19 protein-coding genes and 1 riboswitch are annotated in these 16,330 nt (G+C 45.2%); of the genes, 1 reads left to right on the top strand and 18 read right to left on the bottom strand.

Annotation, left to right across the window (positions count from 1 at the left end):
- Positions 1-876 (bottom strand): M50 family metallopeptidase, encoded by an 876-nt coding sequence (locus tag LOR49_RS03570; protein WP_240374732.1) that lies wholly within the window; start codon positions 874-876, stop codon positions 1-3.
- Complete coding sequence (locus tag LOR49_RS03565) at positions 869-1,660, bottom strand: peptidoglycan DD-metalloendopeptidase family protein (protein ID WP_240374731.1); 792 nt, start codon at positions 1,658-1,660, stop codon at positions 869-871. Before LOR49_RS03565 ends, LOR49_RS03570 begins: the two co-directional genes overlap by 8 nt.
- 160 nt (positions 1,661-1,820) lie before the next feature.
- Here LOR49_RS03565 and LOR49_RS03560 point away from each other — a divergent pair, with 160 nt between their 5' ends.
- Positions 1,821-2,270 carry a nucleoside deaminase gene (locus LOR49_RS03560; RefSeq protein ID WP_240374730.1) on the top strand — a complete coding sequence of 150 codons (450 nt, stop codon included), beginning with the start codon at positions 1,821-1,823 and terminating at the stop codon, positions 2,268-2,270.
- Between the two features lie 44 nt (positions 2,271-2,314).
- Here the strand turns inward: LOR49_RS03560 and LOR49_RS03555 are convergent, their stop codons facing one another.
- The 16 genes from LOR49_RS03555 to LOR49_RS03480 all read right to left on the bottom strand — a co-directional run bounded on the left by LOR49_RS03555 (position 2,315) and on the right by LOR49_RS03480 (position 16,323).
- The gene (locus LOR49_RS03555; RefSeq protein WP_240374729.1) at positions 2,315-2,485 is read right to left on the bottom strand and encodes a hypothetical protein; all 171 of its coding nucleotides are present in this window, start codon (positions 2,483-2,485) and stop codon (positions 2,315-2,317) included.
- A gap of 277 nt (positions 2,486-2,762) precedes the next feature.
- On the bottom strand, positions 2,763-3,563 hold the full coding sequence (minD, locus tag LOR49_RS03550; RefSeq protein WP_240374728.1) for a septum site-determining protein MinD: 801 nt from the start codon (positions 3,561-3,563) through the stop codon (positions 2,763-2,765).
- Between the two features lie 27 nt (positions 3,564-3,590).
- Positions 3,591-4,370, bottom strand: coding sequence for a septum site-determining protein MinC (gene minC, locus LOR49_RS03545; RefSeq protein ID WP_240374727.1), 780 nt, complete (start codon positions 4,368-4,370; stop codon positions 3,591-3,593).
- 65 nt (positions 4,371-4,435) lie between these two features.
- Complete coding sequence (gene mreD / locus LOR49_RS03540; protein ID WP_240374726.1) at positions 4,436-4,960, bottom strand: rod shape-determining protein MreD; 525 nt, start codon at positions 4,958-4,960, stop codon at positions 4,436-4,438.
- A complete protein-coding gene (gene mreC / locus LOR49_RS03535; RefSeq protein WP_240374725.1) occupies positions 4,957-5,889 on the bottom strand; it encodes a rod shape-determining protein MreC in 933 nt (310 codons plus the stop codon). The genes mreD and mreC overlap by 4 nt, the downstream gene beginning before the upstream one ends.
- Before the next feature lie 15 nt (positions 5,890-5,904).
- A complete protein-coding gene (locus LOR49_RS03530) occupies positions 5,905-6,948 on the bottom strand; it encodes a rod shape-determining protein (RefSeq protein WP_240374724.1) in 1,044 nt (347 codons plus the stop codon).
- A 274-nt stretch (positions 6,949-7,222) separates the two neighbouring features.
- Positions 7,223-7,894, bottom strand: coding sequence for a RadC family protein (gene radC, locus LOR49_RS03525; protein WP_240374987.1), 672 nt, complete (start codon positions 7,892-7,894; stop codon positions 7,223-7,225).
- Between the two features lie 58 nt (positions 7,895-7,952).
- Entirely contained in the window at positions 7,953-8,528 is a 576-nt protein-coding gene (locus tag LOR49_RS03520; protein WP_240374723.1) for a Maf family protein, read from the bottom strand.
- A gap of 96 nt (positions 8,529-8,624) precedes the next feature.
- Positions 8,625-9,611, bottom strand: coding sequence for a hypothetical protein (locus tag LOR49_RS03515; RefSeq protein ID WP_240374722.1), 987 nt, complete (start codon positions 9,609-9,611; stop codon positions 8,625-8,627).
- A 103-nt stretch (positions 9,612-9,714) separates the two neighbouring features.
- Positions 9,715-10,398, bottom strand: coding sequence for a hypothetical protein (locus tag LOR49_RS03510; RefSeq protein WP_240374721.1), 684 nt, complete (start codon positions 10,396-10,398; stop codon positions 9,715-9,717).
- Positions 10,388-10,981 carry a PilN domain-containing protein gene (locus tag LOR49_RS03505; RefSeq protein WP_240374720.1) on the bottom strand — a complete coding sequence of 198 codons (594 nt, stop codon included), beginning with the start codon at positions 10,979-10,981 and terminating at the stop codon, positions 10,388-10,390. The genes LOR49_RS03510 and LOR49_RS03505 overlap by 11 nt, the downstream gene beginning before the upstream one ends.
- A 41-nt stretch (positions 10,982-11,022) precedes the next feature.
- Positions 11,023-11,994: a type IV pilus biogenesis protein PilM gene (gene pilM, locus LOR49_RS03500; RefSeq protein ID WP_240374719.1), complete on the bottom strand. Its 972-nt coding sequence runs from the start codon at positions 11,992-11,994 to the stop codon at positions 11,023-11,025.
- Positions 11,995-12,009: 15 nt separating this feature from the next.
- Positions 12,010-12,765 carry a prepilin peptidase gene (locus tag LOR49_RS03495; RefSeq protein ID WP_240374986.1) on the bottom strand — a complete coding sequence of 252 codons (756 nt, stop codon included), beginning with the start codon at positions 12,763-12,765 and terminating at the stop codon, positions 12,010-12,012.
- A 137-nt stretch (positions 12,766-12,902) separates the two neighbouring features.
- Positions 12,903-13,388: a type II secretion system protein gene (locus tag LOR49_RS03490; protein ID WP_240374718.1), complete on the bottom strand. Its 486-nt coding sequence runs from the start codon at positions 13,386-13,388 to the stop codon at positions 12,903-12,905.
- Between the two features lie 99 nt (positions 13,389-13,487).
- Positions 13,488-13,571, bottom strand: a riboswitch (cyclic di-GMP riboswitch).
- 72 nt (positions 13,572-13,643) lie between these two features.
- Positions 13,644-14,852, bottom strand: a complete 1,209-nt coding sequence (locus tag LOR49_RS03485) for a type II secretion system F family protein (protein WP_240374717.1) — start codon at positions 14,850-14,852, stop codon at positions 13,644-13,646.
- A gap of 430 nt (positions 14,853-15,282) precedes the next feature.
- Entirely contained in the window at positions 15,283-16,323 is a 1,041-nt protein-coding gene (locus LOR49_RS03480) for a type IV pilus twitching motility protein PilT (protein ID WP_240374716.1), read from the bottom strand.
- Positions 16,324-16,330 lie beyond the last annotated feature (7 nt).

The raw sequence follows: 16,330 nt of genomic DNA, 5'->3' as shown, positions 1-16,330 counted from the left end.
TCATTTTCTGTTAGCATACATATCCGTCTTGTCTTTTTTTAATAAGTCATTAAGTGGAACTAACCCAGCACGTTTATTTATGATTGTGTCAAGAATATAAGATTCAGGCAAGGTTTGTCTATTTTCTTTAATATAAAAGGCAGCACGTTTATTTTTATGAATCTGCTTGGCGACGTCCAACGGCCGTTCATACATAGAGATAATTTTCAATACAGGCTCCATATTCTTTTTGTGCTTCTGTTGAGTCCGTTCAAGTAAAAACTGAAAGAAACTGTAAGGCTGCTGCTTCCATTCCGTATAGTGAGCCACAATAAAAAATAACATGATAATCCATGCTTGCAGATGAGCTGGGAATAAAAAAAGAGTAAGGAACATTAATCCACATAAAAACAAGCAAGAAGTTATCCACATTATTTTCTGTGCAAAGTAATAGGGGACTCTTGAACAAAACCAGCAATATAGTATTTTACCCCCATCAAGCGGCCACACAGGCAGCAGATTAAAACAGAGGAGGGTTAAATTATAGTGCATAAAAAGCTGATGGTCAGCTTGCTTCCAGACAGACGCCGCAAGTAAAAGATAAGAGAGTAACATAAGCGGAAGATGTACGAGAGGACCTGCCGCCGCTACGATTACCTCTTCCCGCAACGGGCGCCTGCCGTATTCCGGTGTCTCTAGTACACCACCAAAAGGAAGAAGTTCTATCTTCTTAATTCTCCACTTAAAATGCAAGGCTGCCGCCGCGTGTCCTAATTCATGTAAGAGTACAATAAGAAATAAAAGCAGCAAGTCATAGAAAAAACCGGTAAAGACGGCAATCCCGGCTGTGACCCACAAGAGGGGATGAATGTGAACAACAGAGCGCTGTTTATTCAAAGGTTATCACGCTCGCCGGATCAATGTATTGGTCTTGATCTTTTATAGCTAATGAAAAACGTTTCGTTTCCTCATCCGCATCTACTTTCCCAATAGTTGTCCCAGTTGACACGTGATCGTAAAGTTTCACCTCCGTCTCGTTCAACATACCGTACCAAGCTACCCCGCCTTCGTAATGCTGTACAGCCACTGCCAAGCCCCATTCCTCGTGAGGACCAGCATGAATAATAACACCGCCCTTTATCGCTTCCACTGTTTCTTTCGCACCCGTATCTAAAATAATCCCTTTCCCGTTTTCAGAGAAAGACTCCGCGACTGTGCCCGTTACCGGGATAGCAGCCGGTTTTGCTGTTTCGAGAGGTTCCTGGTTCACAGGCTGGTCAAGACTCTGCTGGAACGGCAGAAATGCAAGGGGACTTCCGAAACGTTCCTCATACCATGCGGTCGCTTTTGCAAATGGAAACTCCTCTGCAAAAGAAGTCCTAACAAATTCTCTTGCCCCTTCGTAAGCAGGATGATTCGACTGGAACAAAATCCCGATCAATAAAAACAGGGTTGCCGCTATTAACCCTTGCAACACCCACGCCCCACGTTCTTTTTCTTTTCGCACCGGCCTGTCCTGCATTTTTTCATGTTCCTGCCATTTATAAAACTCTGGTTCATGATACGGTGCATCAACATGATGAGGGTAATACCCATAGTTCACCTCTTTTGACCGCGTTAATTCATGCTTCCTCCGTTTTTGTTCTATTTTCTTCCGCACTTTGTTTATATTCTTAGCCATCCAGCATTCTCCCTTCTTCCTCTCCATTTACTACTGATAGCTTGTATGGTCTGTCCTCTTGGAAACAGTATATGTAAAGAAGGGTAGAATCTATGACTCTCTTTCACAGTTACTCGTCCTTTGCTGGATATGCTACACTGTGTTTAAGGAGGAATCGTGGATGGATAAGTTTATGAAGCGAGCTGTTGAACTCGCTATCGCAAATGTAAAAGACGGCGGACAACCTTTTGGAGCTGTGTTGGTAAAGAACGATACCGTTGTTGCTGAAGGTGTCAATGAACTTCATATTAAAAACGACATAAGCGGCCACGCAGAATTAATAGCGATTCGAAAAGCCCAGGACGCGTTACAAACCATCGACTTATCCGGATATGTTATGTATGCAAGTGGTGAGCCTTGCCCGATGTGTATGACAGCCATCTATTATTCTGGCATTCAGCACGTTTTCTTCGCAGAATCCATAGTAGATGCTGAAAAAGCTGGCTTAACTGCGTCTAAACAAATTTATGAAGATCTTGCCAAAAACCGCAGTGAACGTACCATCACTGTTGAACAAATACCTGTCGAGCCTGGCAGTACTTCACCTTTATCCTTACTTTCAAAACGTTAACACAAAAAACTGTCTAGTGGTTTCTACCGCTAGACAGTTTTTCTTTATTTGTTTTTTCCCTTTCTGACCCGGGCTTTTTCCTGGAGAAGTACCAAGCGGGTAGTGTATTTTTTTAAATGTTGGACATCCTCTGACTTTCTCACTCGTTCTTCCAGATCGTCCATCTGTGCTCTTTCCTCAGCAGACAACATATCTTTATAATCGGCCGTCATCATCAGTCCCTCCTTTTTCCGAAAAGGCTGTACAGACTTGCAACGTACCTTATTGAAACACATGGTGTCTTGCCATTGTATTCATCAGATCCTATTCTATTCTTGAACGGTAAGTTCATTGTTATCCGAATATTAAATATATTATATCACGTTCCTATGTATATACAAAGCATAAGAACTTTGAATAATTTCCGGGCAATGTTATTTACGCTTCACCTCCTGCAGAATGACAGGATAAAAAAACTGCCCCCGTGGTTGTACAGGGAACAGCCTCTCTTTTTTAAGCTTTTAATCCAAGCATGCTTTTCACTTTGGCGAAAAAACTTTTCTTTTCATCGAGTGCCATTAGCGGTACAGACTCTCCTAAAATACGACGAGCAATATTCCGGTAACCAATGGACGCCCGGCTGTTTGGGTTCATGGCGATAGGTTCGCCTTTATGGGCTGCTTTCAGTACCTCTTCGTCGTCCACTACCATCCCAAGCAAATCAATAGCAAGCGTCGAGACGACATCATCTACATCCAGCGTGTCACCTTGGCTTGAAAGATGGCTGCGTACTCGGTTGACAACTAGTTTCGGGGAAGCCAAGTCTGCTTGCTGTTCGAGAAGACCGACGATACGATCCGCATCCCGTACGGCAGCCGTATCAGGTGTTGTCACAACAATGGCCTGGTCTGCACCTGCTACCGCATTTTTGTATCCTTGTTCAATGCCTGCCGGGCAATCAATGATAATATAATCATAATCCGGCTTCAATTCATTCACAATTGCCTTCATCTGCTCAGGAGTTATCGCAGATTTATCCTTTGTTTGAGCAGCTGGAATTAAATGCAGACAATCAAAGCGCTTATCTTTGATTAGCGCTTGCCGTACCTTACATCTTCCCTCCGCTGCATCAACCAAGTCATATATGATCCGATTCTCAAGTCCCATTACGACATCTAGGTTTCGCAGTCCAATATCCGTGTCCATTAAACAGACACTTTTCCCTTGTAAAGCTAAGGCGGTGCCAATATTTGCGGAGGTAGTAGTCTTGCCGACCCCTCCTTTTCCAGATGTTATAACAATAGCCTCTCCCACTGCAATCCCTCCTAATAAAGAAAAGCGTCATTCCCCTGAAGAAACTCTCTCTTCCGCTTCCGTTTGCCGTTTAAACTGATTTAACAGCCTCGTTTTCTCGAATGTAATCTCTCTATTTTGCTTTTCTATGTATGCATAAACCGGCTCTGGAAACAAAGGACCTTTTTCCTTTTTCTCATGGCGCTCGGGAGCATAATAGTAGGTGTTCCCAATCGATAGTTGATGGGGGTCCATCACTGCCGAACAAACGACTGCCTTCACGTTCCCTTCAATCCCGGCGCGCGCCGTTCCCTTAAGCATACCCATAATGTAAATATCACCTGTAGCCTGAACTGTCCCACCTGGATTCACATCACCAAGCAGAAGCAAATCCCCTTTAACCTCAAGTACCTGGCCGGAACGAACGATGCGGGCGAAGGAAGTTAAAGCGGTATGCTCAGCCTGTTTCTTAGCTTCTTCAATCGTAATCACTTCTGTGCGAATTTCTTTGACTCGAATCGTTTCTGCTTCCTCAAGCAGACTCGTTATTTCTGCTTCTTGATTATTGTTTATATACCGGTATCCGATATCTACTTGTACGTCGACTTCAGGCCCGTTACCAAACACTTGTTTATCTCGTGTTATTTTCTCTCTTAGCTCCTTCGTCAGTGTTTCATATGAACACTGATCGTCTAAAAAAATAGTCAGACCTTCTTTTGTTCCTTTTATCGTCACAAAGTTTTTGGAGGGCCCTGTGCTCATCTGTTTCACCTCTAAAGCTTGCGCCATAATCATCACCTTTTCGACGGATGTTCTTACTTTCCACATGAAGGCCCGTAAATCCTGCCAATTTGTTATCAAGAATGCTCAAAAAATCACGAAGTTCCGTGTGACTAGCGCTGTTGCAGCTCTTCATATTCTTCCAGCTTCTCAAAAAGCTTGCGGAAAGGGTAAAGAAACAACAAGGCTGCACCACCGTTTAACAGCCAGGACGGCACTAAACGGGTTCTAAAAAACTCCTCAAACAGGATGTCTGTATAACCTATCATGTAATAGAGACCATAAGTCACCCATTCAAATATCAAGATAGCACCGAGGATAATAATCAGCTGCCATATATAGCTGACACGCACTGTTCTGTATGTAAATGAACTTAAATAGGCTGTAAAACCAAAGCTAAACATGTAGATGCCTAATAAATCTGTATATACAAAATCATACAACAAACCACTGGCTGCGCCAATGATTACTCCAGTGAGCGGTCCGCGAAAAATAGCGATTAAAACAACTGCAATCAAGAGGAAGCGTGGGACGAGCACGATTTCCTGGTTAGTCGAAAAAGGTACAAAAATTTGAAACCAAGTGCCTTCCACAAGAAAGAGAATGAAAAGAATAAATGGGAGGACAAATCGAATCATGGCGATCCTCCTATGTCATCTTCTTTCATTTCTACAGGCTCTTCTTCCTCTTTTTCACCGTCTGATTCCTGTTTTAACGATTCATCTAAACTTTCACTCGTTCTTTCAATGACATTCACTTGTTCAATATTGTAAAAATCCGCACTCGGCTTAATTAACGCATTGTATGTCAGGCCGTATTCATCCGCTTCTATCTCAACAATTTCGCCGATAGCAAGACCGCGCGGAAAAATACCGCCAAGTCCTGAGGTCATCACCTTTTGGCCCTCTTTAATAGTAGCATTAGATTCTATTTTACGAAGCATCAACCCTTCTCTATTCGCATCCCAGCCTTCTATAAAAGCATAAACAGGATCGCTTTCTGTACTAACCATCGCCGATACACGGTTCGTACGGCTGCCATCTGAAAGCAGCTGTACAGTGGAGGTAAACTCTGAAGTCGTATCTATCTTGCCGATCAGTCCCTCAGCTGTGATAACAGCCATATCTTTTTGAATTCCGTCTTGTTCTCCTTTGTTAATGCCAATTGTTTCTGTCCAGTGATCAGGGGCACGGTGAATAACGAGAGCAGAGCGCATCACGTAGTCCGTGAGACTCTCTTCTGCATCTATCATATCTTTTAACGTGTCATTTTCTTGCTTAATGCTATCCAACTGCGCGGAAAGAGAAGCATATTCATCAAGCCGCGACTTTAACAACTCATTTTCTTCATATACATGAATAAGGTCGCTGATATCCCCAAAGAAACCCGCTGCAAAATGAGCGGGCTTACTAAATACGGATTGAGCGACTCCGACAGAATCCCGTGCAAATTTTTCCGGCCAGGTTACCGCTTCTCTACCGCGCATCGAAAAACCAATCAATGCCACTAAAACAATAATGCTTACCATTAATATTATCAATCGTTTATTGGAGAAAAAATGTGGCATAATCGTACACCTTCTTTACAGCACGTTCCGGTTGGACCGAGACGTTATGCCCGCTTTAGACCGAAATAAATGCAAGTTCTCTAAGGCTCTTCCCGTACCGATTGCCACACAATCCAATGGATCCTCGGCAACAAGCACAGGCATATTCGTTTCATCACTCAATACTTTATCGAGATTGCGCAATAACGCCCCACCCCCTGTTAAAACAATACCGCGGTCCATAATATCAGCCGCCAATTCCGGTGGTGTTTCTTCTAACGTACTCTTCACTGTTTCGATAATAGTGTTTACTGTTTCCGCTAATGCTCCAGAAACTTCTTCTGCGCTGACCGAAATTGTTTTCGGAAGCCCGGAGACAAGATCGCGTCCTCTAATATCCATATCTTCCACATCTTTAGGCTTTCCGGCTGAACCAATTTCCAGTTTTAAAGCTTCAGCTGTACGCTCACCGATCATCAGGCTGTATGTTTTTTTTATGTAATGGATAATGGATTCATCCATTTCATCCCCGGCCACACGGATCGACTGGCTCGTTACAATACCACCTAACGAAATAATAGCAACTTCGGTCGTTCCTCCGCCAATATCGACGACCATGCTTCCGGTAGGTTCCCAGACTGGAAGATCCGCGCCGATCGCTGCGGCGAACGGTTCCTCAATCGTGTACGCTTCCCGGGCACCTGCCTGTTTAATGGCATCTTCCACCGCTCTTTTTTCGACTGCTGTAATCCCTGAAGGAACGCATACCATTACATTGGGCTTGCGGGCAAAAACGGAACGATTTTTTTGTGCTTGTTCAATAAAATGCTTAATCATCGTCGCGGTTGTCTCGAAATCAGCTATGACACCATCTTTCATCGGACGCATTGCGACAATGTTCCCCGGGGTTCTGCCAATCATATTTTTTGCATCATTTCCTACCGCTTCAATTGTGCCAGTATCCTTTCGAAGCGCAATTACAGAAGGTTCCCGAACGACAACTCCTTTTTCTTTCGCGTATACCAGTGTATTTGCCGTACCTAAATCAATGCCTAGATCTTTTGAAAAACCACCAAACATCTATGTATCTCCCTTCATCCTGCACAAGTTCATATATTTTATGCTTCCTGCATAATGTCATGTCGGCGGGTTCCTGTTCTTTCACTTTTCACACAGCCCGATTACAACTACTCCACATTATACTGAAAAAAAATTAAAAAACATAGCACTTTCATGCATCCTTACCAGGTGACAACCAAATATCCATAACCATAGCATTATAAAAGAAATACAGGTATTCAGCAAGGGTAAAAAGAAGGAAGGGAACTATTACGGAAGGGGGTTGGGGATGTATTTAAAAGTAACCTTGTTCTTTTAAACTTAAAAATTTCTGGTCGCCGATGATGACATGGTCAAGTATATCAACACCTAACAAACGTCCACACTCTATCAAACGTTTGGTAACTTCGATGTCTTCCTGACTCGGTGTAGGGTCCCCAGAAGGGTGGTTGTGAAGGCAGATGAGTGAGGCTGCTGAACGACGGAGCGCTTCTTTGAATAACTCACGCGGGTGGACAATGCTTGAATTAAGACTGCCAATGAACAACGTTTGCCGATGAATCACTTCATTCTTTGTGTTCAGGCACAGCACGACAAAATGCTCCTGCGTGAGAAAACGCATATCGTCCATGACATAGTCAGCAACATCTTCTGGAGAACGGATCACGTAGCGGTCATCTTCTTGAAATGTATAAATGCGCCTGCCGAATTCAAGTGCTGCCTGCAATTCAATCGATTTGGCAAGACCGATTCCTTTTATACATTGTAATTCTTCGCTTGTTGCATCTTTTAAGAGCCGCAGACCATCAAAATGCAGGAGAACACGCTGAGCAAGCTGCAAAACCGATTCATTTCTCGTTCCGGTCCGTAAAAGAATCGCTAAGAGTTCCTGATTCGACAGCCGTTCTGGACCTTCTTTCGCCATTTTTTCACGGGGGCGTTCACTAACAGGAATATCTTTTATCATGAAAGGTGTGTCAGGCAAGAATCATCCATCCTCCTACTAAAACTCATTATTTTTAAATTCATGTAAAAGAAGGATACACCCCAACCTCCATCAGTTCCCGGGCTGTCCGGGAAATAGGAAGACCGACAACATTGAAATAATCCCCGAAGATCGCCTCTACAAATAAACGTCCTTTGCCTTGAATGCCATACGCCCCTGCTTTATCGTAAGGTTCCTCAGACGCGATATACTCGTCAATAAGCCGGTTATCGAGAGGGTAAAACCGAACCTCTGTCACGGCATGGAATACCGCACGGCGTTGCGGAGCTAAAAGCGCAACCCCCGTATAGACGTAGTGGGAACGGCTAGAGAGCTGCTTGAGCATCGCACGTGCTTCAACAGAGCCGTCAGGTTTCCCTAAGATCGTGTCGTCACAGGCCACGACGGTATCGGCACCTAGGACGACATCCTCCGGGTACTCGAAAAATACCGCTTCTGCTTTCCGCCTTGCCAGCTCTTCGACAGTTTTAGCAGGATGGAGCGGCTGCTGCATATCCTCAGATACGAAGCTTTTTTTGGTAAAGAAAGAATAACCTGATTCGGTAAGAAGTGCTTTTCTGCGAGGAGATTGGGAAGCTAAAATAAGTGTAGGCATGAAGAGGAGACCACCTTTCCAATAAAGTTCATTTTCTCTATTGTACAAGGTGTGCCTGTAGTTTACCAGAACACCGGACAACAGGCAAGAGAAGCATCACGAGGCATTTTCCTCTTTGTCTGTTGCTGTGTTCTCCTCTTCATTAAATACATATACGGCCTCTTCATAATAAAGGGCAGCTTCCATTAACCACTCCTGCATCACACTAGCTGATTTATTGGCTTCTGAGCCCTCTTTCCGGATTATCTCTAAAACCCCCCACAGTTCTGCAAAAGCTGTGTCTTCTTGTTTTTTCCAGCTTTTCGTATCTTGAAGGTGCGCATCCAATTCTTTCAGCCAGGGCTGTTCCTTTTCTGCCCCTTCTTCTGCGACGGCCCCTGCTATCGTTATGATTAACGATTTGCTAGCTAATAACTTCTCCCGTTCTGCTTCTTGACCTTGTTTATGTTTTGGCTCAGGGATGGAACGGGTCTTTTGATACACATTCAAGCCTTCCTCTTCATAGAAAGACGCCAGGCGCTCAGCTCCTTGTTCGTCAAACGATATGCCGGTAAACAAATAATAATAGTCTCCGTCATGTGTGAGTACGGTGGGATAGTCTTTCCTTTGCAAGTTCTCCTGCATTTCCATACCGGTTTCCTTTTCTTTGTAAGCCCCAGCCTGAATCACATGCATTACTAACGAATCACTGTATTGAGCAAGGATTGGTAACTCTGTTTCAGTCTCTTCTACGACAGCACCCATGGACGGCTTGTCTCCTGAAAACAAGTGGAGCATCGTCATTCCGAATAACAATCCGATAAACACAGCTCCTCCTACAAGGGAAAAGAAATAAAGCGGCAGTGATCGTTGCCTTTCCTGCCGTATTTTTTCTATGAGAGACATGCGCTTCTTTTTCGGAGAAAAGACTCCCCAATACGTTGCTGCCTGCTCTTTTTCAACTGCTTGTCTTTCCTTCCAGTCTGCGATGGTATACTCTTCCTTTACTGGAGCCGGCAGCTCTTTCTCATCACCGGAATCGTTTTGGGTGTTTATTTTTTGCCCGTTGATTTTAAACGATACCTGAGGCTTGTCTTTATTCACGGCAGACTCCCCTTTCACGCAACTGCGGATTAGTTAGCCTTACCGTAGCACATCCAAATTAAAAAAGAACAAGACTCTTGTCGTCTCGTTCTTAAAAAGATTGTCAATCTCCCCCGCTTTTCGTTTCTGCGGCTTCTGGATAATAATAAGCAGTGACCATTAGCGTGACTTGGATAGGCTCTCGTTCTTGGTCTTTTCGTACCCATTCCTCTTCCCCGGTAAATTGAAGTTTCTCGATATGAATAAGTCTTGAACTATGATCAAGCACCTCGACAAAACGCTTCACATTCGTATACGCACGGGCGCGCACCGTAACCATATAGGATAGGGTTCGCACGTTCTCCGGAACCGATACTCTCGCTGTTTCTGGCTCTACAGATTCCTCTGGAGGATCCTCAGGCTCTTCGATCACCAGAGCTTCCCTCTCATCTTCCACTTCGGAAAACGGCCATTCTCCTTCCCCCAGGCGCTCTACTGATAGAATATAACTGTTTGAAATTTCTTCTGCTTTATCTAAATCTAGCAAAAATTGATCAGGACGCGGCGCTCTTGGCAACTGTTGTTCGTATTTAAACCGCGCAGCCGCTTGTTCTCCAGGGGATTCCGCCGTACCGCTTCTTAGCGCAGCGGCCTGTTCTTCCCATCGTTCCAACTCCTTCATTTGGCGCTCTTTCTCCGCTTCGAGCGGTTGCACAGTAGTCTTATACTGAAAAAAGGTAATGACGCAGAGGAGGACAATCCCGAGCAAGAGGACAATCCAATGCTTCTTTTCCATGTTAACGCTCACGCGGATCCTCCTCTCTCTTCTGAAGCGTATCCCCTTTTACGTTCATGTCAAAGACCGCTTCATACCGCGGGAGACGTGCCTCTTCATGAAATGTCTCCGGACTCGTCTCCAGGGGATCCACATAATAAAGATCAGCCATTTCCACCGTGGTGAATACGTTATTGCGGATCAGCGCATCATGCATTGCCGCGGCCTGCCTCACTTCTTCGAGACGTGCCGTTATCCGGAGTGTAGAGGGGAACGTATAATCGAATGTTGCAATTACACTATTTTCAGGCAATGCTTGTTCAATATTATGTAAGACCGCTGATACCGGATTGATTGTCTGTTCTAACGTTTTCACTGTATCTTGATAAGTCACGAACCCGCTTTGAGCCGCTGTTCTTTCCTCTATAGTCAAGACGGCTTCCTGCTGCTCCTCTTCAAGTGCTGCTATGTCGTTGTGGATGTTTGTTTTCAGCAAGCCCATCAGCAAAAAAACGAGCGCAAACAGCACAACAAGAATTACCGCTGTCAGCAGCCACGTACCATCGCGTTTTTCTTTTTCTGGAAGTAAATTGACGTCTATTAGAATTGTGACCACTCCTTGCTTACAGCTGCCGTTGCCCGTGCGCTTGTCGGCCGTTATCTCACACTTTCTTTAAGTACTAGGCCAAGGTTTTCAAAAAAACGCACCGAGATCAGAGAATCTTCCATGGTAACGTTACTATTACTCATTCGCTTCACTGGCGCCTCAAGTTGCGCAGTTAAGCGTTCTTCCCATAGTGATAAATGAGGATGATCTCCGCAAAGAAGCACATGATCTATACCTTCTTGCTGTGTTTGCATGGAAAACTGGTAAAAATTCATCATTCGCTCTACTTCGTCCGTGCCTCTATCTATAATCGCCAATAGTACTTCTTCGGACTCCGCCCAATTCAATTGACCCTCTCTCACAACCCAGGAGCCGCTGCTTAATTCAGAGGAAACATAGCTGTGAAATATCGGCTCATCTTGATGGAATATCGTAACGACGAATGCGTGTGCATCTACTTGCAGCAGCAGCGTGTGCGCCTGCCTTCGAATCTCCTGTTGGAAAGCGAGAAAACGATATAAGCATAAAGTAGAAATGTCAGCCGCATTTGGTTTACATTTTGCTCCTTCAAGTAAATTGGCATACTCTTCTACCTCACGACGAGGTGCTGCTATCACTAACACTTGATTTCTTTCATTATCATATTGGTAGTCAAAGATCGGTTCCGAAAACGGCACCGGGATACTTTCCCCGAGCTCCATAAACAAATACCCGCCAATGTCTGCTTCCTTGATTTCCTTAGGAAGGTCGATTTTACGGATGAATATAAAAGCGTCCGGAACACAAAATTGAAGCGGCTGGCGTGTGAGTTTCCAAGTCTCCACGCATTCCTGGACAATTTGTTCTAGTGTTTCGCCGTCCTCTATCTTTCCCTCGCGGATAATTCCTTCCGGCAAGTATCGTTCTTCCAACAATTCTAGATGCTCCAGAGACCCTCCCGACGCCTTCACGCAACGGATAACATGATCTTTTATAATAAGCGTATTTCTAGCCATTTTTTTTCGTTTCCACAACTGTCGCACACGTTTCCACTCCTGTTAGTAAAAGCTAAGATACCAGCGGATAATCGATCCTCCGTAAAATAACACGATAACACTTGCAAGGGCAATGTAAGGGCCGAACGGCATCGGAACCCCTTTTTTTACTTTTCCGGTAAGCAGCCCGATTCCACCGAAGAATGCACCGAGAAAAACGGATAGAAAGAAGACAAGGAGCGTTTCCTGCCAGCCAAAAAAGAGGCCGAGCACCGCGAAGAGCTTAATGTCACCGCCACCCATGCCGCCTTTACTGATAATCGCGATGAAAAGGAGCAGGAAAAAACCGAGCGCCGCTCCTGTAAACAGATCCCACCACGGAGAAAGCGGCACGGCCGTGACCCGCAGTACAAGGATCGGTATCGTAAAAAAGGCTAGTATTTTATTCGGAATAAGCATCATGGCAATGTCACTCACCGTCAAAATGACGAGCATCGAGATTAAGAGAAGTGCCGCAAGCATATCCCAGCTCCAGCCAAAGCGCAGCCATGCCGCTAAAAAAAGCAGTGCCGTGACGAGTTCCATCACTGGATACAGAAGCGACACTTTTTCCCCACACGTGCGGCACTTCCCGCGCAGCAGGAGATAGGAGAAGACAGGCACTAAATCAAGCGTCGTGAGCGTCCGTCCACATGCCGTGCAGTGCGAACGCGGTCTCACGATCGACTGCCCGCACGGTACCCGCAGCCCGACGACATTAAAAAAAGAACCGAACACGAGCCCGATGATTCCTATGTAAACCGACCAAACGACCTCCATCACACGTCCCTCTCCCGAAAACTGTCCGAATTTGTTGTCTCTAGTTTATCACAGACTATGAAACACTGGCATGTTTTCTAATCAGAGAATAAAAGAAAGCCTGCTGCATCGTGCTGCAGCAAGCTACTTCTTAAGAGCTATTTAGATTTAGGGTTAAGAGTGACAGCATCCCTTCCTTGATCGGCTGAACCCTCACCGTTCCCTCTCAAATCACTTATATACGCATCAATATAGTTACCGCCCTTAGATTGATTTAGAATAATTTTATATTTGGGATTATCATCCTTAGGATATTCCACCTTTATTTTTGAATAGGTCTCGCTATACGTGCCTTCACTTGGACTTTCCATACTTTCAATAAACCCTTTGTCTATTAAGAATTTTAGTGTATACGTATCTTCATCTTGGCCATCCTCGTTAAGGTTAGAAGCCTTGGCAAGTCGAACGGCGCTGACCATTTGTTCGGCGTTGGCGATGTGGGCGTCTTTTTTACTGTTGTTAATGATACCCCCGATGCTCGGTACGGCAATCGCTGCAATGATCCCCAAGATGACGACGACTGCCAACAGCTCAATGAGTGTTAAACCGCGTTGGTTTTTGATAAAACCTACTACTTTTTTCATATTTATTCCCCTCCGTATTTTTCTTCTCTCTGTCCATCTTCCCAGACGTACCCCTACTCAAAACAAAAAAGACCATTTTTCTGCATGAGTCGACAAACAGATGAGAATGGCCGGGTGCACTACTGGCTCTGAGTTACCCAAGTGCCCACGTACGGATAACTCTTCATAGCTTCCTTATTCTTCTTTTGTTAACAATTTTTATTATAGGACGAAACAACTTGTTTGTCACCACTTTTTTACCATATTTTTGAACATTTATTGAATGTTGTCGAAGATCTGGAACATTGGGACGGCAATCGCTGCAACAATTGTCCCGACCGCGACAGCAAGAAACAAAATAAGGACCGGTTCGATGAAAGAGCGGATTTGTTCCGTGGAGGCGTCTACCTCTGCTTCATAGTAATCGGCAGTCTTCGCAAGCATCGTATCGAGCGTCCCTGACTTCTCCCCGACTTCGATCATTTGTGTGACCATTGGCGGTATGACCCAGCTGCCTTTCAACGGACGGGTCATTGACTCACCTTGTTCGAGTGCGGTGCGCGATTTCCTCAACGCTGCAGCCAGCACTTCATTCCCGACAATTTTCTCTACGATCGCCACGGATTTCATGATGGGAACAGAATTGGCAAATAACGAACCTAGTGTTCTCGTCAGTCTTGCAATCGCTGCTTTTTGTAAGAGCGTTCCGATACCTGGAAGCCTCAGCAAAACATAGTCGGTGTAATAGCGAAAAGAACGATACGTCGAACGCAGGGAACGGATGGCGATCGCGAGCAGGACGAGGACAAGCGGGAGCAGCCAGCCCCAGCTTTTCATCCAACTGCCGGCATGAAGCACGAAACTGGTAATTGCGGGAAGTTCCGCATCAAACGAGGCAAACATATCGGCAAATGTCGGCACGATATAAGACAACAAAAAGAAAACCACGACGGCTGCGACAGCACCGATGACTGCTGGATAGGTGAGGGCAGCAATTACTTTCCGCCGCGTTGCGTATTGTTTTTCATAATAGGTTGCCAGCCTTTCCAGGATGGTATCCAGGCTGCCGCCTGCTTCCCCTGCCTTCACCATATTAATAAACAGCGAGGAAAATACGTTTGGATGCTTTTCTGCCGCCTCCGAAAATGACTTCCCTGACCGCAGCTCCTCCTCCACGTCGAAGAGCACAGCTTGGAACGCTTTCTTATTCGTTTGTTTCGCAAGTACATTCGTCGACTCCACGAGCGTAATACCTGCTTCTAACAGGGTTGCGAATTGGCGAAGGAATAACACAAAATCTTTCGTACTCACTTTTTTACCAATTGCAAGCTCCTGATAAAGCATACCTTGAAGCGGGGAGAGTTCTTTGACAGCGATACCTTGTCCTTGCAGGAGTTCCCGCACCTGTGATTCCGAGTCCCCCTTCTTCCTCCCCTTCACAATCTGCCCTTTACGGTTCATCCCCTTATACTGATAATATGCCATGTCACCCTCCCCCATGCTTTCTCATCACACTGTAAACCCTTAGGCTGAATCAACTGTATAATTCCTTAATTCACTAAAAACTGAATAACAATGAGCGGAAAACGTCCGCTTACAGTAAAAATCATTAAATACGAACAATAGTATGGGAAAATTATAGGTTATTCGTTTTCTATTATATAGTCGCTGTTGATTGTAACGGAAGGCGGCGACTCCAGCGGGAAAAGCAACAGCCGAAAATCCCGCAGGAAGCGAACTTTGCTTCCGAGGAAGTTGAGGCGTTGCCCGCGGAAAGCGTCCGCCTGCAGTGGAAATCAACTGTACGATATCATTTTCGAATTGTTCGTATTTTAATAACTATATTTGAATTATGAAATTGACTCGTATAGAAGAAAATTATATGAAATTACGAATTCGATTACTTAACAACCTATTAAAACTGCTGTGATGATAGATACGGTCTGACTGTTTCTCTGTCGAGTACTTTCTCCTGCAATAAGGAGAGGATTGACATTTCGAGTGTATGCATTCCTTCCGCTTTACTCGTTTGCAGCACACTTTTAATTTGGTGTGTTTTTTCATTACGAATGAGATTCTGCACGGCGCCGGTGTTTACTAGTATTTCCGTTGCTGCCCGTCTCCCTTTGCCGTCTTTCACCGGGAAGAGCCGCTGGCTGATAACCGCAGCAAGGACGGAGGCGACCTGGATCCGGATTTGGTCTTGTTGCTCAGGCGGGAAGACGTCAATGATCCGATTGATTGTCGCCGGCGCATCGGTGGTGTGCAGCGTTCCCAAGACGAGGTGCCCTGTTTCGGCCGCCGTTATCGCGGTCGCAATAGTCTCCAGATCACGCATTTCCCCAACCAAAATAATATCCGGATCCTGACGCAGGCAAGCCCGCAAGCCATTCGCGAAATTTTGGGTATCAAAGCCGACCTCGCGTTGGTCGACGATCGATTGGTTGTGCTTATGTAAATACTCGATAGGATCCTCCAGTGTGATGATGTGACGTTTCATCGTTTGGTTCGCATGATCCAGCATCGCCGCAAGTGTCGTCGATTTACCGCTTCCAGTCGGTCCCGTGACGAGCACGAGTCCTTGTGGTTTTTCGACAATGTTTTTTAAAAAAGACGGCATCTGCAGCTCCTCAAGGGAAGGGATCCGTGTTGGCACGACGCGGATCGCTAAACTGACACACGAGCGCTGGAAATAGGCATTGACACGAAACCGTGACACACCGCGGATACCATGGGAAAAGTCAAGCTCTCCCTTTTTTTCAAAGCGCTGCCAGAGTGGTTCTGTCATGAGGGTTCTCGCCATCTCTTCTGTATCGTCTGGTTTCAGCGGTTCTTCTCCTTGCTGGATAAGCTCGCCGTCAATACGAAATACTGGCCGGATGCCCACGGTTAAATGAATATCAGATGCCCCTTTATCAAAGGCGTTAATCAGTAGTGTATCTATCTGGCTGTACAAAGAATCA

The organism is Bacillus piscicola (genome assembly GCF_022458745.1).
Taxonomy (GTDB): domain Bacteria; phylum Bacillota; class Bacilli; order Bacillales; family Marinococcaceae; genus Alteribacillus_A; species Alteribacillus_A piscicola.
The sequence above is the reverse complement of the archived record's forward strand: the minus strand, read 5'-3'. Positions and strand labels throughout refer to the sequence as shown.